A 24,458-nucleotide genomic window follows, 5' to 3' on the forward strand; every position below is an offset into this window, starting at 1 on the left:
TTTTGCTGACAGATATTCAGTATTTTATTTCAGGAAACTTTTTGTTCCACAAAACATAGCATTTATTTCTGGCACTTTATTTATAACACTCTATGCAGTTTTACTCCATCTTTTTGAGCGCAAGTTCGATAGCAACTATAAGGCTGTTCTTTGGGATCATAGTTGTTACTGGAATGTTGAGGATCTTTTCCACTGTAGGGCTCACTATAGGAGCGCAAACAAGGGCTTTTGCTCCATCCCTTTCGGCGTTAACGGCTGCTATTATGGCTTCTTCCATTGAGGTTGCCGAATATTCCCTGATTGTGACCAGCCTACCAGCTATCTTTTTCTTTGTTTCTACGATGTTGTCAAGCACCGAGCGAGCTGCAATCACAGCGATAAAATCTCCACTATCTGTTTCTTTAATATCGCGGATAGTTTTCACTATCTGACGAAGAGTTTTAATGTTGGGGTCCCGGTTCCCTGACAGGATCTTATAAAGAGTACTTGGGGGAATGCTTGCTTTTTTTGCGAAATCCACAGCCGTGAGGTTAAGATCCTCTTTTATTACAGTGGAAAGCGTTTTTTGAAAAACTTCATCGGATTCAAATGCGGATTTGATAACTTTGTCTGCAACATTCATAAAATTCAACCTTTTGAGTCCTGTAAAGAGTTTTACACAACGGAAAATAATCTACATTTTACAGGAAATTTAGTCCTTAATGAGAAATATATCCAGATATATTTAGGACTTACGCAGTTAAAATGCCGAAAACTTGATATCTTTATAAATATACTTATGGCTTAGTGTTTCTCTAAAAACGTACGGAGTTATGGACATAAATCCACCTAAGTGTACCGACATTGACTACATTAATTTTCTCATTGCGGCTTCTAACGTTTTTAGCTGTACTGAAGCTGCTAGATGTTATCCAGACATAGCTAATGCTCCTTCTCATGATGCTTTTACTCGTTGCCTTCAAAGGCAACCTCCAGACACGGAAGCACTATGGGAGGAAGTAAAAAGTTATGTCAAGCTTAAGGGAGGATACCTAATTGTTGATGATTCAACATTAGATAAACCATACGCAGAAGAAATTGCTTTTGTTCGTCGTATGTGGAGTGGAAAACATCATCGTACTGTAAAGGGAATAGGCCTGGTTACCTTAGTTTGGACTGACGGTACAACCGTTATACCTATCGATTTTCGAATTTATAACATCGATGTAGACGACAAAACAAAGAATGACCATTTCCGTGATATGCTTGACAAGGCCGAAGAACGTGGTTTTAATCCCAAATTCGTTTTATTTGATACATGGTATGCAAGTGTGAAAAACCTTAAAGCCATTAGACAGAAAGAGTGGCATTTCCTTACAAGATTGAAAAATAATCGTTTGGTAAATCCTGACAACAAGGGAAATGTGCCACTTGAAACAGTAGATATTCCTCCAAAAGGACGTGTGGTTCACCTCAAAGCATATGGATTTGTAAAGGTGTTTAGGATAGTTTCAAAAAATGGAGACACGCAACACTGGGTTACAGATGTGCAAGAGATGGATGAAGCAAAACGTGAAGATTTGGCAAAGAAGTCATGGAAAATTGAGGAATATCATAGGGGAATAAAACAGTTCTGTGGTGTCGAAAAATGTCAGGCAAGAAAGGAAGAATCACAAAGAGCACATATAATGTTCTCATTAAGAGCTTTTCTTAGACTGGAATTACAAAGAATCAAAAGTGGAATATCCTGGTTTGAAAGTGCTATGAAAATTAGAAGAGTGGCAGTGACAGAATACTTAAGGAATCCCCAATACACGTTAAATTAATTCAAATATTTGAAAGTTTGGAAAAAACAATATGCTAGGAGCCAACTGCGTAACTCCTATATATTAATACATTTGGGATATAATCAAGGCTACTTTGAGAGAGTATATATATGAAGTGTAAAAAAATACGAATATACCGTTATTAGGTATTTACTTTTTATTTTCACCGGGATTCTGATCTGGAGAAAGATAAATTTTCTTGTAAAAGAGTTTATGGAAAGCTGACAAAAAAGATAGAAATCTGTTGATTTTTCAATAGGAAAGCTTGATTTCAAAAAACAGTATTTAGTAATGAAAGTTACCATTTTATATGGATTATTATCAGTATATGGATTATTATCTGTACATTAATAATTGCCAGTAACATAAATAATTATCAGTATATGGACTATTGCCAGTACATGAATAATTATCAGTAACATGCTTAATATGCTTAATTATCAGTAACATGCTTAATATGCTTAATTATCAGTAACATGCTTAATATGCTTAATTATCAGTAACATGCTTAATATGCTTAATTATCAGTAACATGCTTAATATGCTTAATTATCAGTAACATGCTTAATATGCTTAATTATCAGTAACATGCTTAATATGCTTAATTATCAGTAACATGCTTAATATGCTTAATTATCAGTAACATGCTTAACATGCTTAATTATCAGTAGAATAATTACCAGTTGTAAGGATTATTGAGGTGGAACTTTGAAAAAACTAGGCATACTTATACTTACTTTCTTGCTGGTTGCATCTATCTTCGTATCTGGCTGTGCATCCAATAAAGAAAATGTATCCGAGAACGGAACCGGATCTGAAGAGACCACTGCAATTACTGAGCTGAACATTGGCTATCAGCCAAGCACCCATCAGATCGCATATATGACTGCGGCTGAAAAAGGATGGTGGAAATCAGACCTTGCACCATATGGAATTACAAAAATTAATGAATACCAGTTTCCGACAGGAGCCCCTGAAATGCAGGCAATGCTGGCTGGAGATCTGGATGTTGCCTATGTAGGAGCAGCACCTGTAATTACAGCTCTCAGCCAGGGACTTGACGCAAAGATTGTTGCACCTGTCCAGATAAACGGTTCAAGTCTGGTTCTTCGTAACGAATACAAATACGAAAGCCCTCAAGACTTAAAGGGTCTTACGATCGCTACTTACCCGACAGGAACAATTCAGGACACCCTGCTCAGAAATTGGCTCCAGAAAAATGGGCTTGACCCTGAAAAAGATGTGAAAATCCTTGGAATGACTTCAGGAGATGCTATCACCGCTATTTCAGCTAAACAGGTTGATGCTGTCTTCCTGCCTCACCCCTCCCCAACAGTTATAGAAAAGGAAGGAAACGGGCGTATCATAGTACAATCTGGAGAGATGGAAGCAAACCATGCCTGCTGTGTGCTTGTCGTAAGTGGAAAACTTATCAAAGAGCACCCGGAAATTGTGGAACAGATTGTAAAGACCCATATTAAGGCAACTGAGTATAACAAGGAACATATGGACGAAGCTGCTAAGATTTTTGCAAATAAGACTACAGAGGATCTTGACACTGTAAAGGACTCGCTTAAGGAATGGGATGGTGCATGGATCACAGATCCAGCCTTGATTGAAGACTCAGCTGTCAATTACTCAAAGGTTCAGTACGAACTTGGGTATATTCCGAAATCCCTGACAAAGGAAGAAATCTTTGACACAAGTTTCTATGAGAAAGCCACGAGTGAGAAATAAGAATAAGAGTAACTGAAGAAAAAGAGAAATCTAAATAAAGGGTTCAAATGCTTCGGCTTTATAGAAGGCAATTGAACCCTTATTTTTTCTGAAAAATGAAGTCTGCCGGAAAGATAAAAAGGTAAGAATTCTTTTAATTAGACATGAACGTTAACTTCATAAAAACAGTTAAAGAAAAAGGCATTGAAGCATTATCGCTCATAGTTGCAATTGCAATATGGCAGCTTGCAGCAGACGTAATTGTACAGAATAAATTTAAGCTGCCTAGTTTTTATGATGTGATAATCTCTTTTTCTGCAATCGTAAAGAGTGGGCTAATTTTTACAGATACATTGACGAGCTTAATTAACTTTGCAATTGGTATTGCTGGCGCTTTTGTAATTGGGATTCCTCTGGGAATAGCCATGGGATGGTTTAAAGATATAAACAGAGCAGTCGACCCTATAATAGAGATACTGCGCCCTATACCCCCCATTGCCTGGATTCCCTTTGCAATCATATGGTTTGGGCTTACCCATCAGGCTGCAGGTTTTGTTGTATTTGCAGGAATGGTTTTTCCAATTATCATCAATACATATACCGGTTTTAAGAACGTACCGAAGGTTTATGTTGAAGCCGCAAGAGTTCTTGGTTGTACCCGAAACCTGGATCTTATACGTTATATTGCAATTCCCTCAGCTATGCCCTCAATTGTTGCAGGAATCAGGATTGCTATGGGTGTAGGCTGGATGTGCCTTGTAGCTGCAGAAATGTTTGGGAGCGACAGCGGACTCGGATATGAGATATGGCACAATTACTACATGCACAGGATGGATTTCGTACTTGTTTATATGTTACTGCTCGGATTTGTTGGCCTTTTAATTGACCGTTTCTTCAGGCATTATGTAAATGCAAAATTACTGAGATGGACATCAGGAACTGTGGTATAAAATGGGTAGAGTAAGTGTAAAAAATGTTTCACGTATCTTTACTAAAAAAGAAGATAATGTAGGTACAGAAGCTTTGCACGATGTGAGCTTTGATGTTGAAGACGGAGAGTTTATCTGCCTTTTGGGACCATCCGGCTGTGGGAAGACCACTCTGCTACGCATCACTGCTGGACTCGAAACCCAGACTTCAGGAGAAATTACACTAAACGGTGTTCCTATAACTGGCCCGGACCCCAAAAGAGGTATGGTCTTTCAGCAATATTCTCTATTTCCCTGGAGAACAGTCATCGATAACATTACATTTGGACTGGAAATGCAGGGGATTAGTAAGGCTGAAGCCAGGAAGCAGGTGGAGAAGTATATAGAACTTGTGGGCCTGGAGCAGTTCAAAAATAGCTATCCATACGAACTCTCAGGAGGTATGCAGCAGCGTGCAGCCATTGCACGAGCCCTAGCCAATGAGCCCGAAGTCCTTCTTATGGATGAACCTTTTGGGGCCCTGGATGCCCAGACTAGAAATATCCTTCAGGACGAACTTCTGAAGATATGGGAACAAAAACACGTGACCTTCCTTTTCGTAACTCATAGTGTGGATGAAGCGGTTGTTCTCGCGGACAGGATAGTGGTCATGACTGCAAGACCAGGAAGGATAAAAGAGATTGTAAAAGTTGACCTGCCCCGCCCACGCTCCAGGACAAGTAAAGAGGTTAACCTTTTAAGAGACCGTATCCTGAAACTTCTGGAAGAAGAAAGATTTCACAGGTAAAGTACTATGGCTTTGATAAAAAAGAGATAAAGCCACAGTGCGAAGGGGTAAAGAATAAAAAAGGGGAAAAAAGAGTTCAAAGAGAATAAAAAAAGGAAGAGAAAAGAAAGAAAAAGTTAACTGTTCATTGGGAACTCACGATTATTCTTCAGCCCGGATAATCACTTTCGTTAATGGCTCTACTTTCCTGACAAGAACTTTTCCGATAAGTTCAAGCGTACCGTCTGCTTTTACGGAGTCGATAACGCACCCAGGCCTGACGCGGATATCCCCCTGGCAGGCTGTAGCATTTATTTTAGCTTTATCAAGAAAAACAAGCTCAGAAACCGTTTCGATATTGCCCAGAATTTTTGCCTTTGAACAGACAAGCGCACTTCTGGCTTTTACATTGCCTCTAACAACTGAACCTTTTCCGAGATCAAGCCTGCCAGTTACTGTGAGGTTCTTCCAGAACTTCACTTCTTGCCCGACAATTACATTGCCATCCAGAGTAAGATCCTCATCAAAAAAAGCTCGTTTTTCAATGACGTAAGTATTGGACCTGGGGTGGTACTTGATAAAACGAATCATTAGAGATCACTCCGGGATACTTGCCCCGGTTATAGATATAAAGCAAATACTTATTCTATAAGGCATTTACAAAAATTTTGTCAATTGAATTTCCAAGATATGATTGAATATCTATTATTTAACAGCATCGAATGTTCACTATCAGACGCCATGAATAAACAATTAAAGCATAAACGACATGCTGAAAAATAAGCGAAAAATATAACCCTATCAAAGAAGCTGAAAAATAGAATTGATAGAAACAGCGAAAAACGTAGTCCAATCAAAGAAGATGAAAAGAAACGACCGGATAAAAGTACAGATAAAAGTGAAGTCTAGATTAAAGAAAAATAATTCCGGTAATAAAGTATCCGGAGATTAATTAGTGTATGTGAATGGAAGAGAGACTGAAGAATTAGATATATATCATTTTTCAGTCTCGGTTTTTCTCATTTGAAATGATCCTGCTTATTCAACGAGGCTGGCGAAACCGTATTTGGGAAGAACCCTTTCGATTTTAATCCGGACTTCATCTCCAACTTTGGTGCCCGGGACAAAGATAACAAAACCTTCGATACGTGCGATGCCGTCTCCCTGGCGAGCGATATCCTGGATAGTTACATCGTAAACTTCGCCTTCTTCAACAGGAACAGAGCTACTCTCATCTCTGAACATGAAAACCATTCCTAATGACTTAATTAAAGCTGATATGATTTACCCGCATTTACTCGACAAGACTTGCAAATGCAAATTTGGGAAGAACCCTTTCGACTTTAATCCGGACTTCATCTCCAACTTTGGTGCCCGGGACAAAGATAACAAAACCTTCAATACGTGCGATGCCGTCTCCCTGACGAGCAATGTCCTGAATTGTTACATCGTAAACTTCGCCCTCTTCGACAGGGACTGAGCGACTTTCTTCTCTGAACATAAAAAATCATTCCTTTAATTTACTGAATTTAATGTGGTTACTTTATTTCCGGCATTTACTCGACAACGCTTGCAAATGCAAATTTTGGAAGTACTCTTTCGACTTTAATCCGAACCTCGTCACCAACTTTGGTGCCCGGGACAAAGACTACAAAACCCTCAATGCGAGCGATGCCGTCTCCCTGACGAGCAATGTCCTGAATTGTTACATCGTAAACTTCGCCCTCTTCGACAGGGACTGAGCGACTTTCTTCTCTGAACATGAAAAATCATTCCTTTAACATAAACTTTAATTAACTTTAATTTAACGTGGTTACTTTATTTCCCACATTTACTCAACAATGCTTGCAAATGCAAATTTGGGAAGTACTCTTTCGATCTTAATCTGGACTTCATCGCCAACACTTGTATTCGGGACAAAAACTACAAAACCTTCAATACGGGCAATGCCGTCTCCCTGGCGAGCAATATCCTGAATAGTTACATCGTAGGTTTCGCCCTCTTCAACGGGCACAGGAGCACGTTCATCTCTAAACATTACATTCATTCCTTTAGCTTCTATTAATCAGCTTAAGAAAGCTCTATCGACAGAAAAGAGTAAAAGCAGTACTTGACAAACCAAACTTGATAACCCAAATTCAGGAAGTACATATTCTACTTAATCTATTTTCTACTTAATCTATTTGATTAATTGATCCCCAACAGAGCTTCGGATAAGTCAATTAATTGGTCATACTCATATTCGCTTGTATATAACGTTTTGCTTTATTATCGATGAAAAAAGGAAAATAATGAAGTTTGGAAAATGTTCACTCCCTGGTCGGCAGACTTCTGATTTCTAATTTCAAAGATACATAAATAAGGACAATTCATCAAAAAAATAAAACAATTTAGAATAAAAAGATATTTCTCTATTAAATTTAAAGATTTCTGAGGAAGAGTTTTCTTGAGAAATCCTGAATAAACTCTATAAAATTAAGATTTAATTTCAAAAAGATTACAAGGATAAGTGATTGTGCCGAAACCTATAAATATTTAAAACTCCATTGTGAGAATCGCTCATTTAGTAATAATAACAATACGTGGGCCCGTAGCTTAGTCAGGCAGAGCGATGGACTCTTAATCCATAGGCCGGGGGTTCAAATCCCTTCGGGCCCGCTATCGTTATCTGTTTTTGAGAGTTCTTTAACTGATTATGAGTGTTATTTCACTTATTTTAGAACTTATTTTAGATATTCTTTCACTGCTTTTAGCATCATTTTACAAATTTTAGGTATACTCTCAATAATTTGATAATAAGCTGACCCTAAAAATCGAAATTACTCTGAATCTCAGATCCGCAATAATCAGTAAATTTTCGAATCACGAAAATAATTTTGAAATTTTACTAATTTGATGGTAAAATTAGTTTTGTGATGGGCTCCTTATTAAAATATCAATTGATGTTTGGAAACGATTAATTGCTAAAAATAGCTATAAAACAATTGCTAAAAACCAATTGATGAAAACCAATTACTAAAAATCAATTGATGAAAACCAACTACTAAAAATCAATTGACAAAAATCAATTGACAAATAAACCTCAAATATAAAAATATCAGGGTGCAGCTCTAATGCCAAAAGTAAGCGTTGAAATCCCTCAAGAACTTCTGGATGACCTTAATAGGCATGTGGGAGATAACAAAAAATTTGTCAGTCAATCTGATGCTATCCGAACCGCTATTCGAAAAATGCTGGACATGATGGATGAAATCGATAGAAGGCATGGGAGACTCGAGAAGTGATTTAAAATCCTGAAAATTGAAGTAAAACAGTTGAAGGTTTTAATACTATTGATTTCTCAGTTCAACAATGTAAATTTTAAACATTATAAAAATACCCCTGTATTTCCACTGTGTTTTGAGATCTGTCGGCTAATATTAAGAATTTTGGACTTATAGTAGAGTTTCCACTGGAATAAGAAACATAACCTGATTTCTCAGGTTATAAACTTTTCAGGCATGGATTCTCGGGATGAACTTAATAAAAAAGTTAATTAAAAATTAAGGGATTAGAGAGATTCCCTGAAATCCCTTATCCCCTGAGCTATATTGGAAAGCAATATAAATGCTATTTTCTGGTTAGGCCAAGAGCCAAGCCCGCAGTCAGGACCCACATACTTTATCAGGTTGCCAAAACGCCTGTAGTAAACCTTCAACCTTTTAGTTATAGTAGCCGGAGTCTCAAGTCCGCTAACAATTTCTGGAAGATATTGCTGATCTTTCCAGACGTTAGTACAGTACTTTTCGCTAATGATTCCTGCCAGGGTATAGACATCAGTTCTTGCAATCCCAAGCCTCAGGAAGCAATCTGTGTCCTCCAGAATTTTCTTGTCTATCAATTCCAGGTAAGAGGGCGTGCCTGCGGACTCTACTCCTATGACGTTTATTGTGGGGACCTGACAGGCAATGTTATAGTAAAGAGGAGAATGAAGGTGAATCTGTACGTCGGCTCCCCACTTACTGGCTGCTTTTGAGGCGCTGGTAAGGGCAGAAATAATATCGTTCTCATCAAAAGCAAGCTCAGGGTTCAGCCCTATACTTGGTTCATCAATAGAAACCGCTGCAATCTTGAAATTTTTTGCAGATCTCATGGAATTTCTTACAAAATTATTCACGCTTTTTGCAAAAATAGAATAGATATCCGTATACCGTGTACCTCCAAACTCCTTCAGATAAAGTTCCGTTGGACCGGTTACACAGACCCGAACCTTAAGTGTCTCTCCAAATTGTTCCTTATAGGCTTTTGCAACCTTCTCTATAGCCTCAAGTTCCTCAATCCTGGCGCACTCAAGTTTTACCTCAAAGGGACTGTCACAGCAATTAGAGTCCCGAATAACCTTAAGGAACTGTTCATTCATATCCTGATACTGAGGATAGGTAGGAACATCAACACCTGCATCTACTTTTTGCTGAAAGGCATCATTGATTACCGTAAAGAGTTTCTCATCTTCTGTTCTCGTTTTAAAGGCATTTTGGACCCATTCCTTACTGACTCCGTCAGGAAGGGGATAACTCCCAATATCGTCAAAGATGATTTCTTCCATATTCTCTTAGTAGACCTGTAAGGATTTAGCGTTATTGGAAAGACAGAAAAAATATAAAAATATAGAAAAATTTGAGGAAACGTAAAATATTATTCTGTTATTCGATTGTTCGAATATTTGAAAGATTTACTCTTCCTGTTTTTTCATTTCTTCATTAAATTCGTTAATGCCTTTTGCGGTATTCTCAAGAAGTTTGAAGGCAAGCTCCTGATCCGGCCAGAAAGCCAGCCCGCAATCCGGACTTGCATATTTTATCCGGTCTCCAAGGACAGAATAAGCCGTTTCAAGCCTATTTTTTACAACTGCCGGAGTCTCCAGGTCAGTAACGATTTTTTGCATATACTCCTTTTCCTTCCAGACATTAACCCCATACGTTTCATTGACAATGCCTATAAGACTGGAAATATCGGTTCTCGAGACTCCGAGCCTGATATAGGTATCTGAATCCTCAAGCACTTTTTTATCTAAGAGGTTCAGATAAGAAGGAGTTGCCGCGTATTCAAAACCGATAACATTAATAGGGGTCTCGCAGATAAGTTTGTATTTTAACGGGGAATGAAGGTGAATTCCCACATCAACTCCCTGTTTTCGGGCGTAAGTGGAAGCAACGGTGAGAGCAGAGATGATGTCGGCGTCAGAAAACTTGATTCTGTCATTTATCCCGAGACTTGGCTCATCCAGAGCTATAATCTTTATTTTGAAATTTTTTGCAGCCATAAACGCCTGTTTTATGAAATCTTCAATGTCCAGTGCGAGGATATGATAAGCGTCCGCATAACCCGTTGCTCCAAAGGCCTGGAGGTAGAGGTCTGTTGGACCCGAAATACAAACCCTGACTTCAAGCGTTTCTCCTGTTTCTTCCCTGTATTGTTTTGCAACCTCGTCAATTATCTCCAGCTCAAGGATTTTTGCATTTTCCTCTTTCAGTACATAAGGTTCATAACAGTTTTTTTCGTCTTTGATAATGTCCAGAAACTGTCCTATCATGTCCCTGAACTGAGGATAAGTGGGAACATGCAGTCCCACATCGATTTTCTTCTGAAAAGCCGCTCTTACAATGGGAAAAAGTTTTTCATCTTCATCCCGGTTTTCAGCCGCACTCTTTATCCATTCCCTTGTAATACCCTCAGGCATGGGAAGACTGCCTCCATCAGTAAAAATAATGTCCTGCATACCTCTTATGTAAGACAGTATCAAGTATTAGAAGTATTGGAATTGATTTAAGCTAAAAATTCAAAGTAGAGAAGTCAAAGTAAAGAAGTCAAAGTAGAGAAGTCAAAGTAGAGAAGTCAAAGTAGAGAAGTCAAAGTAGAGAAGTCAAAGTAGAGAAGTCAAAGTAGAGAAGTCAAAGTAAAGAAGTCAAAGTAGAGAAGTCAAAGTAAAGAAGTCAAAGTAAAGGAGAAAAACAGATTTTATTTGTAGATATCCCGTCGGTGCCCAATTTTAAGCACGAGTATTTTCAAGCAACTGCCCTGAATCTCCAGGATCACTCTATAGTCCCCGACCCTCAACCGGTAATTTGGAGACCCGACCAGTTTTGTTACATAGCGAAATGGATCCTCCTTCAGCTCAGAGACCTTACGAAAAATAAGCTTTGCCAGATGCCGATCGAGCTTTCTGAGCTGATTGACCGCAGGTTCAGACCAGATGATTTGGTAATGCATCAAAATCTCGCTCTCAGTATCAGTTTCTTAGAAACCCAGCTCTTTTTTTAAATCTTCATGTGTTACGTACCTGCCTCCCTCAACAGCTTTTCGGGCAAGTTCGATTTCTTTTTTTGTTTCCTCATTTAGTTCCTGGACTTCTTCCAGTAACCGCTCAAGTACCTCGTTGTAAGTTTCTCGCTTATAGATCTTCATTTTTTCAAGAGCTTCTTTAGTGCTCTGTTTCACTTGAATGGTTGTTGTCTCAGCCATGTTTTACTTTATACAGAGAGATTTACTTATAGTTTATTATAACATATTATAACAAACTATAGCGAAAAGAAGGTTAGTTGAAGTCTATTTGATAATTAATCCAGAGTGTAAGACTGATACCTTAAAGAATGGACAAAAATAATGAAGGTTCTCAGTATAGTTGACGAAATTGGAAATGAGATCTGAACTCATTTTTCTTCAGTTTCAAGATCTTCATCTTCCAGTTCAAGTTCTTTCCGCAACTTTACTTCTCTGTTCTCCAACATTTTCATAAAAGTAGAAATAGGGACAATGAGCCCATTGACCATTACGAAGTCATTAAAAGGATTCTCATTTTGCACCCTTTCTGTAGAGAACTCCTCATTAAAATGTCTTATTTTGAACATATCGCGGATTTTCTTTGCTTTCTGAGAGGTTGTACTCTGGCTTGTCCCAAAAAAATCACAGAGATCAGTAGCACTTACATAGGGCTCAAAACTTCTGCCAAAAAGAAAATTGATCTGCCCAAGCGCATAAACCACCGCCGCAGCCCAAATATCCAGCCTTCCGGAAAGAAAAGGTACCTGCCTTTTCCGGCTCATTTTATTGATTAGTTTTTGACACAACATTTTATAGTCTTCATCAAGGTAGCTGTCTGCAAATCCATCTGTCATCTGGATAAGAGTGTCTCTCTTTTGTTGCACAAGTTCGCGGTTGTTAATAGTTTATCCTCTGAATCTCAAATAATATAAATTATACTTTATAGCTTGTGACTATTCAGTTTACAAATAATCAGTCGCTTGATACCATTGGTAAAAAAGAATATTATGTAGCATGATGAAATCTTTTAAAAAAGAGATTTTTCAAGTTATGTGCAGTCTCAACTACATTTTAAGCAGTTGATTAAATTATAGGAAGTTTAAAATGAAAGTAAAACTATACTGCTAATTGATAGCAGTCAAAGTATCCCAAAAAATCAATGATGACAGAGATTTCGGAAATATATTCCGAAAAGCTCTCTTTGAAAGTGTTTACAAGCATTTGACTGAAAGAAAGAAAAAATAAAAATGAAAAAAAGGCAAGAAAATTGCCACAAAGAACTCATATTGGCTCTTTATAGACCGTTAGAATACAAAACTGGATTTTCTCCTCATCGGGGCAGCACATTCCCACTTTCGAGAATCCTCCAGACCTTTCCCGTTTTTGCAACCCAGAGAGAAACCGTCCAGCCAACTTTGCACTTTGAACTGATTTCCTCAGAAATAACAACCGAACCAATGCATTTTCCTGATTCCAGGTAGTCTTCGAGCCAGAGTTTTCCAGGTTCGATTTTTACGATATCGAAATATGCGTCAAGGTCACTGGTATACCGGGTTTCAACCGGATGTCTCTCTACATAATCATAGATCAGATCAGTTACTTCTCCAACTAACGGAAGGTCTATTTTAAGCTCTTTTACGTTTTCAGACGCTTCTTCATATCCTTTATCAGGCATGTAACCTTTTTCATACAGCCATTTGACCAGTTTATACATGACCCTGCCTGTTGTTTCCATAAGGGTTCTGCTGCCTACAACCTTTCTGACCATGAAATCAGCAAGAAAATCAGAGATTTCCGAAGAGCGAAGGTGTTCAGGGCCAAAAATATCCCAGAACTGCTTGCCTTCGGAAGCTTCAAGTTCCTCATATCTTTCAGTCTCAGCCCTATTCAAATGCTGATGCCCGAAGTTATTGAGATAGTTCCTGAAAAAAGAGATTGCCTCCTCATATCCCGAATAAGTTTTGGAGCTAAGGCGGGCTTCCTGTTAAGCCAGGAATTCCTCCAGAATTTCATGAATTGACCTACTAACTGTTGTTTTCATTTTATCGACCTTACATCCCTTTTCTTTGATATTCGATTTCGTTAAAAAATCCATAGAGACATCAAATAATTCCAGAAAGTGCTGAGCTTTTCAATAAGGACAACGGGAAGAAACTCCCTCTAAATATACTATCTGCCAGAAGTCCCCGACTTTTACTATTCCGAAATTAAGGTACCAACCTGCCTTTGCCAGCGAACTCACCTCTTCCGAAACCATAACAGACCCGATTTCTCTGTAAGGATTCAGATAATCCTCTACCCATAACTTTCCGGGTTCGATAATCCTTACTCAAAATCTCCCTTTTTCCACTCAGGAATCGCTTCAGCCGGCTGTACATCCACATAATCGCAAAGCAAACTGCCAAATTTCTGAACCTGAAAAGCAGTCTTTTCCCCTTTTCCTTTATATCCCTACAACCTTAGCAAGTTCACTATAATGCTCTGGATCAAGGTAGTCTTTTTCATAAGCCCAGGGCAGGAATTTACGGAAAAAACGCCTCGAAGCTTCAACGAAAGCCGCGCTCCCTCCAAAATCATTAATCAGATAATCCTCAAGAAAATACTCAATATCTGAAGGCGCAACATACGCAAGGTCAAAAATCTGGCAGTATTCTTTATGCTCGTTCTTATACTTCTCTTTATAGAGTTCCTGATCCTCTTCATAAAGGTCATCAGAAGCACAAACATCGAGATATTCCTCAAAAAGAGAGATTAAATTTTCGTAGTCCCGATAAGTCCTGGGGCACAGCTCTCTCTTTTGTCTTTTAAAAATTCCAGAAAAGCTTTATCTATCGTCTTCATGGCAGTTCTAGAAGAGAATTGTTTTTCCAATTTTTCAAGATTTTGCCCTGCTTTTGAGAATTTCCGACCTACTCCTCTCTACAGAAGAAAGAACTTCTAAAATATTGATGAATAAACGAAATAAATGAAATCAGTAGAATTAACAGGATTAACAGAATAAGCAAAAAAGGGGAAATAAACTACCTGAAAACAGACTTTTCAGGCCTCTATTCCAGAAAAAGTTTCTTCAATACATTGTTTACTGTCTCGTCAATCCTCAAGAATTTAACGATTCTGAATAATTGCGATTGATTTTATACGACATTTTTCTGGTTACACAACATCAGTACCTTTTCTTACATCAGTACCTTTTCTTATACTTCCTGAGAACTTCGCTGTTTACTTCAAAAGCTTTCTCGTCAATGTAACCTTTTCCCTTAGCCCATTCAAAGAATTTTTCAATGACTTTCGCGGCTGTACCTATAAACTTCTTGCCTCCTCCCACCTCAACTACATAATCGTCGAGGAATTCCTTAATTCCTGATGGAGTGAGATGCTCAGGGCTGAAAATATCGCAGTAACTCTTGTTCTCGTGTTCGGGCCGGGCATTATAAAGTTCCCTGTCTTCTTCAGAAAAAGAATCTTCTGCACTAAATTCAAGGAATTCCTCGTAAAGAAGGATCACATCTTCAAGATCCAAGAAGGCATCCGGTTTCAAGTTGCCTTCCTGTTCATTTAAGAACATCCGAAAAGCTTCATTTATCGTGGTCATAATATCCTGTAGCAGTAGTTGTAAATTACCTTTTTTGCTGCAAAAGATTTTATATTTTTCTCAAGGCCTTCTGTACAGGATTGGAGAAATAATTTTCAATAGCCAGCGTCCTGGAAGGTGCCCAGGAAGTATCAAACTCGTATATCCACATAAATAGTAAAACAAAAATAAAATTGAAGAAAAAAATAGAAAGGAAAGATCGAGGAGAAAAAAAGAAAAGAAAAAGAAGAAAAAAGGGAAAAGGGAAAAGAAAAAGAAGAAAAAAGGGAAAAGGGAAAAGGGAAAAGGGAAAAGAAAAAAAATATTTACATAGATTCAGGAGCTGCAATTCCAAGCGTGTCAAGCGAGTTTGCAAGCACAATCCTTGCGCAGTTCACAAGAGCCAGTCTTGAAGCCCTGACTTTTTCGTCCTCAGCAGCAATTACAGGGACAAAGCGGTAGAACTGGTTAAAAGCATCTGCGAGTTCGCGGGCGTAGATTGCAAGCACATGAGGTTTGAGTTCGCGCGCTGCAAGGTCGATTGTGCTATCAAAAGATGCCATCTTCTTGATAAGATCGATTTCAGTATCTTCAACAAGAAGAGAAGGATCGACTTCTGCGGAGGGGGTCCAGGCTGCTTCTTCTTTTGCTTTCTCGAGAATACTGCAGGCACGGGCATGGGAATACTGAATATAAGGAGCGCCCTGCTTCTCAAAGTCCAGAGCCTCTTTCCAGTTGAAAACCGTAGACTTTTCAGGGGAGACTCTTACTATATCGTATCTTACAGCACCAATTCCTACCATTTCCGCAACCTGCTTCTTGAACTCCTCAGATGTATCAGGACGGCGGGTTTCGACCTGTTCAAGGGCAGCTTTCGTAACCCTGTCAAAGAGCTCATCTGCACTTATGAACTGCCCGCGGCGGGTACTCATTGAACCTTCAGGGAGGGAGACAAACTCGAAAATAACTACCTCAGGTTCCTTGACCCCGATTGAGTTCAGCGTAGCCCTGAGCTGGCCTGAAATCAGCTTGTGGTCAGCTCCGAAAATATCGATTATGCGATCTGCCTGACCGGCTTTCCATTCATGGTAAGCAAGATCTCTGGTTGTGTAAAGAGAAGTGCCGTTTGAACGCTGGATAACAAGGGTTTTTTTAAACCCGTAATCCGAAAGATCTACCACAAGAGCTCCTTTGTCTATTTTTGTCCTTCCGGTCGCCTTGATCCGCTCAACAATATCATGTACTGTGCCGGATTTAAGAAAAGTTGATTCACTGACAAATTTATCATGAACAACGTTTAAACGAAGTAAGGTTTCCTTTATCCCGGAAATCGCCAGAGAAACTGCCTTGCTAAAACTGTCGATTGTCCTGGCATCCCCGGCTTCTACCTTTTCCATAAGAGCGTCGATTTCCTTTACATACTCCGGGTTTTTATCCAGCTCGACATTGGCTTTGATATACACATCAGCAATGGCAGAGTCGGATTTTCTGGAAAGGTCAAGCTCAAAGCGTTCGCATGCCCAGGAAACTACTGCAATCTGGCGGCCCATATCATTGACATAATACTGTACCTCCACATCGTATCCTGCTCGTCTGAGAATGCGGGCAAGAGTATCTCCGATAATAGAGTTTCGGATGTGACCTACATGCAGGGGACCATTCGGGTTTGCTGAGGTGTGTTCAAGTAAAATTTTGTCCTTTGGGGCTCCACAGCCAAATTTCTCTTTCTCTTCAAGGACTGTAGTAACCGTCTTATCCAGATAGCGCCTGCTTGCATGGAAGTTAATGTAAGGGCCAGAAGCACTTACTTCTCCTATGTACGAACCATCCGGAATCTCAACTGCAGAAACAATACGGGTTGCAAGTTCTTTCGGGTTTTGCTTGTACAGACTTGCCAGTCTGAAAGCGGCCCTGCTTGCGAGGTCAGCATAAGAAGAGGTTTCGAAATAAAGTTCGGAATCTTCAATTTCAAGTCCGGCCTTTTGGATAGCGTCTTTTAAGATTGATGTAGCCTGAGCTCTTAATTCCAGGAACAAGATAAATCACCTGTAAAAACTACGAAAACAATGTGATGGTCTTAAATTTACTAAGTTTAATTTACTAATTTTAATTCAATAGTTTTAATTTACTAATTTTAATTCAATAGTTTTAATTTACTAATTTTAATTCAATAGTTTTAATTTACTAATTTAGATTCAGTGATCTAAGGACGGTCTAATTAAAAAAGTATTGGGTAAAAAGTATTAAGATAGGAGTCAAAGTGAGATCAGACTCTAGATCAAACTCCAGTACTGTACCTGAGAATTGCAGCAATGCCTCCGAAAGCATTCATAAGTTGCGAGCCTTCATCAAAGTCTGTAGACACAAAAACGACCTTTGCATTGCTTCTGTCAGCAAGGGCTGAGAGCTCGTCAACAATATCGGTAACATCCGTGACTTCAAGGGAAGCTCCACAGTTTGGACAATTCCCGGCTGTAGGTGCAGATTCCCCGGGTTTCCAGCGCCGTGTCCACTTATTTTCATATCCGCAAACACTGCACTTTGTGGTTACCCTTTCTGCCCGCAGATCTTCGGAAAGCAGAAGCACATCCACTGCATTGATTTCAAGGTTTGCTCGTACCTGGGTTTCCCCATAGGCTACTTTACCCGAGTCGGAAATAAGTTCTTTGAAGAAGGCCCTGACAGCGTTCTTCTGCCCCATTAGCTCAAGATCCTGAAGCTTATCTGCGGCAGCATTCACAAGTTCCGAAAGCCCTGATTCATCAGTGTAAGCCGTATCAAAGAGCCCAAGGATCTTTCTCATAAGCTCGTGGTGCAGAAACTCCCCGGCGTAGAACTCTTCCTTCGTAGGAGAAGGGCCTCCTATCAGGATACCTTTAAGATCTTTAGGTTCAACAGCGAGGAAAATATCATCTGCGGCGTCTCCTATCCTCTTATAGAACTCATGGATAGCAATTAACCTGAGCTGCTGGAAACGATGAGAACTCTGACCACCTTTCCTCTGTTTACCCGGAACCGTTGAGGTAAGGTTGCGGAAAGCCTCGATTCGCTTGCCGACAAGAAGCCCTACTGTGGCTTCCCTGCGGTCAAGCACTAAAAGTCCAAAAGTGCCCTTATCCTTGAGCATATCCTCCAGAGGCTCAAGATAGAAAGAGGAGTCGCAATGATATTTATAGACAGTAATTGGTTCTGGAGGGACAATTACTTCGCTCTCCATGTTCGTCTTGTTAGCCCCGATATCTATGGCTCCTGTGAAATAAACGATTCCGTTTTCAGGAACCTTGTCAAGATATCTGAGCCTTGAAAGGAGAGATTCAATGGCCCCCTGGACATTAGTCCTGGTAAGTTTGGACTTGATATTTGCAGCCTGTCCATGCTCGTCTTTCAACTGGTTTGTAACATCAAAAATCTGCTTGTCAGCAGGGATATAAAGAGAAATCAGTTCAGTACTCCTTCCCTTTTTATCCCTCAGGCTCTCAAGCTTCTTTTTAAATTCGTACTTTTCGTGTGCAGATTGTTCAGTCATTTTAAATGTACCCCGTAAAGATAATAGTAAAATTTTGGTATTTTGGCAAATTTGAGGTGAATTCTTTATTGAGTTTGAGATTGTCTTTTCGATTGAATTTGAGATTGTCTTTTCGATTGAGATTGATAAATTTAAGGCAGATTAATCCGGACTATTAAATAAATTTGAGTTATGGAATTAGCTTAAACTGCTGAATTAACTTGAGCTATTAAGCGCGTCGAAATTTTCAATGAATTGGTTAGCCTTTTTGAAACTATCGAATTTGAAAACACATTTAAGAATTTCAATTTTATTATAAATGTGGTTTCTTGGTAATTTTTATCATCCAGTTTATCGTTCGTTTAGCTTTTCGGTTAGTTTAACAAGGGTGACAGAGGATTTGATAATGACAAATTACACAGCGAGTCCCATCTCACCGAAAGCTGAATGTAAAAACCGATCTGAACACAAGAAACTGAGAGTAAGAGTACGCTGCCAGAAAAACCGACACTTCAAATCCGGGAAAGACACTCAGAAATTCCGGAAAAAGCCAGCTCCTTTGCTGCGTAAACTTTTCCTGTTTCGTGCTCTGTTGATATCACTAGATGTGAGACATAATTTTACTCAAACTGTGTATAACTATAAAACTGGATAAATCCATGCTGGAATTATACCCCTAAATGAAACCTGAGTTTATATTTGTTTCTATCCCCACACATATATTATATATTTATGAATACATAAAAGTTTTTCTATGTATTCACATTTGATATACTGGTACTAAAGATAAAAAACTTGAATTTAATCAAGGCAGAAAACTTTTTGACAGGAAAGGTTCTCCCGTTAACAGGGATTTTTTTCTTGTTGACAAGAAACTTTTCCCTTTAACAGGAGATTTTTCCCTTTAACAAGAAATTTTTTCATTTAACAGGGGATTTTTTCCCTTTAACAGGAGATTTTTTTCCCATTGACAGGAGACTTTCTCCCGTCCTTTGATAACAGGACTACCCTGCTGATTTCAGATTCATCTGCGACTTCATATCCAAGATGTTTTGCAAGTTCCTGTGAGAACTCGAGGACCTCCTCATGTGTAGGCATTGCAGAGCGATCAAGCCTGAGTCGTGAGAAACCCAGATGCATATACGCTTTTATCTCCACAAAATCAGGGGAGGCTTTTTCCATTAGCCTGGCATAAGCCTCAGGTTTGAACAGGTTTTCACCTTTCACAAGGGTGGTTCGGATGACTGTCCTTGATTTTTTCTGCTTCATCAGGGACAAAGATTCATTAATCTTTTCCCAGAGGGCAGGCGACCTGGGCTGACAGACTTTCAGGTAAGTCTCAAGATCCGGAGCATCGAGACTCATATAAAGCTGGGAAGGAGAAACCTTTGCAAACATCTCGGGAACTGTACCGTTTGTGACAAGAAAAGTCGTAAAACCTCTTTTTTCGTACTCCTTGATAAGTTCAGGGAGATAAGGATAAAAGGTCGGTTCTCCAGATAAAGAGATTGCAACATTGTTAGGCTCGTTGCCCTCAAGCCATCGTTCCTTAAGTGCATTTGGAGAACCCCCAAAACCAGTGATTAACTTACGCTGGCAGGCAATACTTTCTTCCACGATCTTCTCAGGTGAATCCCATTCCTCAGGCGCCGGGACAGGAACCTCAGTCGGACGCCAGCAGAAAAGACAGCGCTGGTTGCACATAAGTGTTGGAGTCATCTGAAGGCAACGGTGAGACTGAACTCCGTAAAATTTCGATTTATAGCAGAAGCCCTGACCATTCATAGCATGCCTTAGCCAGAGACAAGTCTTAACAGCTGAGTGGCGGCCTGCTAGAGCATAACCCTGCTTTTTCAGGAGAGTTTTAAAATCAGGGATGTCAAAAGGAAGCGAAGCAGTATCTTCCTTCCTGTTTTTGTTCTGAGCTTCAGGAAAATTTTCCCCAGCATTTTCCTTGTTTTCTTCCAGCGGCATTTTCCGCATATTAAATCTTTGTGGTATATATAAGGATCGGAAAATAATTTTGGAGAAGGCTTCAGGGATTCAGTGAAAATCCGGGGATCCAGTGAAAATTAAGTGATCAGTTAAAAGCAAGTGATCCAGTGAAAGTTTATAAAAGTTCAGTCAAAAGCAAGAATCTTTACGTCAAAATTCTCGAGATCCACAATCGGAACCCTAGCAGGGACAGGTACTAGATTTACACGCTTCTGGAACTCTGTTTGGCCCTGCCATGTTCCGGAATTGACCAGAAGGACGTTCTTATAGCGTTGGACTCCCAGGGTATGGACGTGGCCTGTATGAATGATATCGGGCACAGGATCGATTATAAAATAGTCTTTTTTCTCAGGGGATATGGAAACTCTACTCCCATAGGTCGGAGCAAGATGTCTGCGTTTCAACATCTCAAGGACTGCCCCCGCAGGTTCCTGATACGAGACTCCTGGAACAGTCGCCACAAGATCGTCAATCGACCTGCCGTGGTAGATAAGAAGGCGGACACCATCAAGTTCCAGAAAAGCAGGGTTACCAACAAAAACAATACTCTCAGGAAAATACGCCTGGATACTTTCCGGCAGAGCGGGTTGGGGTTCTGCCTGGCGAACAGCATCGTGATTGCCAGGACTTATGATTACACGAATACGCTCGGGAATTTCCCGGAAATATTCTGCAGCTTTTCTGTACTGTTCGTAGACATCCAGAATATCAAGTTCTAATTCCTGGTCAGGATAGATTCCTATCCCATCAACAATATCTCCTGCGACAACAAGATAACGAACACTGGCTGCAAGTTCCCGCATATCCTCTGAATCCGATTCCCCTTTCAAAAAATCCAGGAAATCCAGCCAGGCATCTTCCATAAACTGGGAGCTGCCCACGTGGACATCCGAAATCAATACAGCTTTCCCATGGGTTCCGGTTCTGCGCTGGACACTATTTGGGACATCGGGTTGTATTAGCTTTGTTGCCAGCATGAGGCTCCCATCATTGGTTATCGAACCAGTTACCCCTATGACTTCATCCAGGAGAATTTTTGATGCAAGTTCAAAAAGCTCTTTATCGGAGTTACGAATAAGGACTGAAAAAGAACCTGTTGGGTCCTCCAGAGAAAGGATTTTATGACCGTTAGTTGTGCTGCTGATATCCGAAACCATACCTATAATCGAGATTTCCTCAGAGCCTCCATCTCCTCCTCTGCGGAAGTTTCTTCTTTTTAAGCTTTCGATAGGGCGTGCGTTGATTCTGCCCCGGATAATCTCCGAAAGCCTACTGTATCTATCCCTGAAATACTGCACAAATTGCATATATTCCCCGACACAGGTGGAGTGCCCTGTTATATCCGAAACTACAGTCACAGGATTTTTGCCCGGGTAATGTTTGTACTCATCCCTGGAATCCAAAAATATCTCTCTCTCAGAAGAAGATGGTTCTGTCCTGAAACTCCTATTTGAAGGAAATGAGGAAAGAGAGTTATCCTGCCCGAAAAAAGAAGAGACTGACCTGTTTACATCCAGGGAGGAACGAGAAGAGAAAGTTTGAGGGGGTGCCTTCACCGAAGAAATGGAGTCTGAAACAAGATTGGAAGCCGAAGTTTCGTCAGATAAAATATTTTCTGATTGTATATCCAGAGTATCTGGAGTATTTGAAGCATCTGGAATATTTGAAGCATCTGGAGTATTTGAAGCATCTGGAGTATCTGGAGTATTTGAAGCATCTGGAGTATCTGGAGTATCTGGAGTATCTGGAGCTGGTTCATAAGCCTTATCCAGAACCATATCCTGAACTGAAGAATCAGGAACAGAGTCTTGAGATGATTTTATACTTGGGTCAGGAGCTGCAGTAATAGCATCGGGCTCTGAGGAAAGAACAGATTCTGAAAGAGGATCGGGCACTAAAAAGGAATCAGGTTTGGAAGATGGGTTGCCTGATCTGGAAGAAAGCATTGAAGCCCCGGAAAGAATTTTCCTTTCCTCTGTAGAAGAGGCATGTATTTTATCTAAAGGCGACTCACCTGCTGAAAAAGCGGCAAAGCCTTCAAGATCTATGTCTTCGACACCTATGACAATAACAGAGTCATTTACAGTTAAAAGGACATATTTAAGCAGGTCTTCGGAAGAGTCACTGGAATAAATAAGTTCCACGGCTTCAGGGCTGATTTGATACTCTTTTTCCATAACAACCCTTATAATATCCTTTCTTTCCATAATTGCAACCTGACCTTTCGAACTTACCTGAGCTCTTCCAAATCTTTCGTACCTGGTCTGGCACTATAATCGGTTTCACTCAAGACTTGCAGAGACCAGAGCAAAAGCCCTCTTAAAATATAAAAACTAATAAGATACTAAACTAATGTACTAAATTTAGGCTCCGTCACAGAATAAACCATGCAGACTTCCAATTGAACATTTTGATTTTCACTATCAAGACAGCCACTCAAAGTTACAATAAATTATAAGTTGCATAAGTTATTTTATTGCTGGTACTTAATTTGTTACCATAAAGAAGAATTTATGAAACTTTTGTACGCTCGATAGAGTACTTATAGTTATTAATTCCTATCTATTGTAGAATGAGTATTGGTTTCTATGTAAGGTAGGATGAATCTGTTCATCGTTTATTAGAAAACAATGAGGGAATTTGTTCATTGTTTATTAAAAAACAATAAGTGAATCTGCTCATCGTTTATTAAGAAACAATAAAAGTCTTAGAATAAGCAATAAAAAACATTGAAAAACAGATAAATCAATAGAAAAAATTGGCTAAAAAAAGTCAATTGAAAACTAATATAAAGTAAAAACAAGTCTTCAGTAACCTACTGAGAAAGCGCAATAAACCAATTTTTGACTAACTTATATAAGTCAGAAAAGTAGAATGTAGGGCTGAAATATTTTTGCAGCTGTATTATACTCTGAAAATCGTACTAAGTCCCTGGGTAATAATAAGTTTAGCCAAATAAGATTTAAGTTTAGCCAGATAGGATTTTGAGTAGGACAAAATCAGATGGAATATAACACAGCACCCTAGTGTCACGTCAACAGCAAGATGTCGTATAATATCGATTACAACTACGCAGAATCATTCAATCCTTAAGGATTTACGCGACACTAGCATCTATAAGGATAAAATCAAAAGAATAAAGGCTTAGCATGAGCGAAATTAATAAGGAAAAAAGAGCCCAGGAACAGGAAAACCCCTGGGTTTCCCTTGGAAAAGACTTGCTGTCTGTTGTAGCTGTCGTGATCATTTTCATGATTCTTTCCAAGCTGGCATTCGGACTCTGGACTCCTATGGTTGCGGTGGAGTCGGGGAGTATGGAACCGCATATGCAAATAGGAGATATTATCTTCATCAAAAGCATCGATAAATCAAATATTACAACGTACGAAGAAGGAAAAAATACAGGCTATAAGTCTTTTGGAAATTATGGAAATGTGATTCTTTATCGCCAGTATGGAGAGGAAGGAGTAACTCCGATAATTCATAGGGCTATGTATAGAGTGGAAGCTGGAGAGCCGATGTGGAAAGGCGGTCCACCTGCCCCTTATTCCGGTTATATTACTAAGGGAGACAATGCTATAACCAACAGTCACTATGACCAGGAAGGACAGATAAGTTATAATATGCCTGTAAAAGATGAATGGATTATAGGTACTGCGCAGTACAGGATTCCTTATCTGGGATATGTAAGACTGATTTTCTCATGAATCAGGTTTATATAACCCTCAACTTATCTTTTTAACCCCCTAAATCAGTTTTCTTAATTAACTGGTTCAGGTATCCTGTTTCTTATTGCTTGAAGCTTCAGGTTTTTAGCTTGTGTTTTTCTCTTATTATTATTCTCTTATTATTATATATTGCAATGATTATG

Annotated in this window: 24 protein-coding genes and 1 tRNA gene; 7 read left to right on the forward strand and 18 right to left on the reverse strand. The window is 39.4% G+C overall.

Annotated elements, in window-relative coordinates:
- Window positions 1–100 precede the first annotated feature (100 nt).
- Window positions 101–622, reverse strand: coding sequence for a helix-turn-helix domain-containing protein (locus MSBRM_RS18330; protein ID WP_048122549.1), 522 nt, complete (start codon window positions 620–622; stop codon window positions 101–103).
- A 190-nt stretch (window positions 623–812) separates the two neighbouring features.
- Here MSBRM_RS18330 and MSBRM_RS18335 point away from each other — a divergent pair, with 190 nt between their 5' ends.
- From MSBRM_RS18335 to MSBRM_RS18350, 4 genes are all read left to right on the forward strand, one after another.
- Window positions 813–1,805 (forward strand): IS701 family transposase, encoded by a 993-nt coding sequence (locus MSBRM_RS18335; protein ID WP_048155834.1) that lies wholly within the window; start codon window positions 813–815, stop codon window positions 1,803–1,805.
- Window positions 1,806–2,513: 708 nt separating this feature from the next.
- Complete coding sequence (locus MSBRM_RS18340) at window positions 2,514–3,542, forward strand: ABC transporter substrate-binding protein (protein WP_048122551.1); 1,029 nt, start codon at window positions 2,514–2,516, stop codon at window positions 3,540–3,542.
- Window positions 3,543–3,685: 143 nt separating this feature from the next.
- Window positions 3,686–4,471 carry an ABC transporter permease gene (locus MSBRM_RS18345; protein ID WP_048122553.1) on the forward strand — a complete coding sequence of 262 codons (786 nt, stop codon included), beginning with the start codon at window positions 3,686–3,688 and terminating at the stop codon, window positions 4,469–4,471.
- A 1-nt stretch (window position 4,472) separates the two neighbouring features.
- Entirely contained in the window at window positions 4,473–5,237 is a 765-nt protein-coding gene (locus tag MSBRM_RS18350) for an ABC transporter ATP-binding protein (RefSeq protein ID WP_048122555.1), read from the forward strand.
- Window positions 5,238–5,378: 141 nt separating this feature from the next.
- Here MSBRM_RS18350 and MSBRM_RS18355 read toward each other — a convergent pair whose 3' ends face one another.
- The 5 genes from MSBRM_RS18355 to MSBRM_RS18375 all read right to left on the reverse strand — a co-directional run bounded on the left by MSBRM_RS18355 (window position 5,379) and on the right by MSBRM_RS18375 (window position 7,254).
- Window positions 5,379–5,807, reverse strand: coding sequence for a bactofilin family protein (locus MSBRM_RS18355; protein WP_048122557.1), 429 nt, complete (start codon window positions 5,805–5,807; stop codon window positions 5,379–5,381).
- Window positions 5,808–6,254: 447 nt separating this feature from the next.
- Window positions 6,255–6,461: a TRAM domain-containing protein gene (locus tag MSBRM_RS18360; RefSeq protein ID WP_048122559.1), complete on the reverse strand. Its 207-nt coding sequence runs from the start codon at window positions 6,459–6,461 to the stop codon at window positions 6,255–6,257.
- Between the two features lie 49 nt (window positions 6,462–6,510).
- Complete coding sequence (locus tag MSBRM_RS18365) at window positions 6,511–6,717, reverse strand: TRAM domain-containing protein (RefSeq protein WP_048122561.1); 207 nt, start codon at window positions 6,715–6,717, stop codon at window positions 6,511–6,513.
- A 55-nt stretch (window positions 6,718–6,772) separates the two neighbouring features.
- Entirely contained in the window at window positions 6,773–6,979 is a 207-nt protein-coding gene (locus MSBRM_RS18370; RefSeq protein ID WP_011306043.1) for a TRAM domain-containing protein, read from the reverse strand.
- Between the two features lie 68 nt (window positions 6,980–7,047).
- Window positions 7,048–7,254, reverse strand: coding sequence for a TRAM domain-containing protein (locus MSBRM_RS18375; protein WP_048122563.1), 207 nt, complete (start codon window positions 7,252–7,254; stop codon window positions 7,048–7,050).
- Window positions 7,255–7,800: 546 nt separating this feature from the next.
- Between MSBRM_RS18375 and MSBRM_RS18380 the strand changes: the two genes are divergently transcribed.
- Together MSBRM_RS18380 and MSBRM_RS18385 are read left to right on the forward strand one after the other, a co-directional pair.
- Window positions 7,801–7,874 (forward strand) — tRNA-Lys (locus tag MSBRM_RS18380).
- Between the two features lie 455 nt (window positions 7,875–8,329).
- On the forward strand, window positions 8,330–8,500 hold the full coding sequence (locus tag MSBRM_RS18385; RefSeq protein ID WP_011306041.1) for a ribbon-helix-helix domain-containing protein: 171 nt from the start codon (window positions 8,330–8,332) through the stop codon (window positions 8,498–8,500).
- Between the two features lie 266 nt (window positions 8,501–8,766).
- On the opposite strand, the gene MSBRM_RS18390 is transcribed toward MSBRM_RS18385, so the two are convergent.
- From MSBRM_RS18390 to MSBRM_RS18440, 12 genes are all read right to left on the reverse strand, one after another.
- Window positions 8,767–9,801: a methionine synthase gene (locus MSBRM_RS18390; protein WP_048122564.1), complete on the reverse strand. Its 1,035-nt coding sequence runs from the start codon at window positions 9,799–9,801 to the stop codon at window positions 8,767–8,769.
- A 126-nt stretch (window positions 9,802–9,927) separates the two neighbouring features.
- Entirely contained in the window at window positions 9,928–10,974 is a 1,047-nt protein-coding gene (locus MSBRM_RS18395; RefSeq protein ID WP_048122566.1) for a methionine synthase, read from the reverse strand.
- Window positions 10,975–11,213: 239 nt separating this feature from the next.
- Window positions 11,214–11,465: a type II toxin-antitoxin system RelE family toxin gene (locus MSBRM_RS19815; protein ID WP_069575293.1), complete on the reverse strand. Its 252-nt coding sequence runs from the start codon at window positions 11,463–11,465 to the stop codon at window positions 11,214–11,216.
- A 27-nt stretch (window positions 11,466–11,492) separates the two neighbouring features.
- Window positions 11,493–11,717, reverse strand: a complete 225-nt coding sequence (locus MSBRM_RS18405) for a DUF7557 family protein (RefSeq protein ID WP_048122570.1) — start codon at window positions 11,715–11,717, stop codon at window positions 11,493–11,495.
- Between the two features lie 188 nt (window positions 11,718–11,905).
- Window positions 11,906–12,400: a DUF6398 domain-containing protein gene (locus MSBRM_RS18410; protein ID WP_230629050.1), complete on the reverse strand. Its 495-nt coding sequence runs from the start codon at window positions 12,398–12,400 to the stop codon at window positions 11,906–11,908.
- A gap of 446 nt (window positions 12,401–12,846) precedes the next feature.
- A complete protein-coding gene (locus tag MSBRM_RS18415) occupies window positions 12,847–13,407 on the reverse strand; it encodes a hypothetical protein (protein WP_230629051.1) in 561 nt (186 codons plus the stop codon).
- 240 nt (window positions 13,408–13,647) lie between these two features.
- Window positions 13,648–13,773 (reverse strand): hypothetical protein, encoded by a 126-nt coding sequence (locus MSBRM_RS21830; protein ID WP_255361934.1) that lies wholly within the window; start codon window positions 13,771–13,773, stop codon window positions 13,648–13,650.
- 924 nt (window positions 13,774–14,697) lie between these two features.
- Window positions 14,698–15,108, reverse strand: a complete 411-nt coding sequence (locus MSBRM_RS18420; protein ID WP_048122576.1) for a hypothetical protein — start codon at window positions 15,106–15,108, stop codon at window positions 14,698–14,700.
- 305 nt (window positions 15,109–15,413) lie between these two features.
- Window positions 15,414–17,123, reverse strand: coding sequence for an arginine--tRNA ligase (gene argS, locus MSBRM_RS18425; RefSeq protein ID WP_048156603.1), 1,710 nt, complete (start codon window positions 17,121–17,123; stop codon window positions 15,414–15,416).
- Between the two features lie 242 nt (window positions 17,124–17,365).
- Window positions 17,366–18,613: a peptide chain release factor aRF-1 gene (prf1, locus tag MSBRM_RS18430; RefSeq protein WP_048122580.1), complete on the reverse strand. Its 1,248-nt coding sequence runs from the start codon at window positions 18,611–18,613 to the stop codon at window positions 17,366–17,368.
- 924 nt (window positions 18,614–19,537) lie between these two features.
- Window positions 19,538–20,566: a 4-demethylwyosine synthase TYW1 gene (twy1, locus tag MSBRM_RS18435; protein ID WP_048122584.1), complete on the reverse strand. Its 1,029-nt coding sequence runs from the start codon at window positions 20,564–20,566 to the stop codon at window positions 19,538–19,540.
- A gap of 146 nt (window positions 20,567–20,712) precedes the next feature.
- Window positions 20,713–22,794 carry a DNA-directed DNA polymerase II small subunit gene (locus MSBRM_RS18440; protein WP_048156606.1) on the reverse strand — a complete coding sequence of 694 codons (2,082 nt, stop codon included), beginning with the start codon at window positions 22,792–22,794 and terminating at the stop codon, window positions 20,713–20,715.
- A 942-nt stretch (window positions 22,795–23,736) separates the two neighbouring features.
- Here MSBRM_RS18440 and MSBRM_RS18445 point away from each other — a divergent pair.
- On the forward strand, window positions 23,737–24,294 hold the full coding sequence (locus MSBRM_RS18445; protein WP_048122589.1) for a signal peptidase I: 558 nt from the start codon (window positions 23,737–23,739) through the stop codon (window positions 24,292–24,294).
- Window positions 24,295–24,458: the final 164 nt, after the last annotated feature.

This window comes from Methanosarcina barkeri MS (assembly GCF_000970025.1).
GTDB classification, from domain to species: Archaea; Halobacteriota; Methanosarcinia; order Methanosarcinales; family Methanosarcinaceae; genus Methanosarcina; species Methanosarcina barkeri.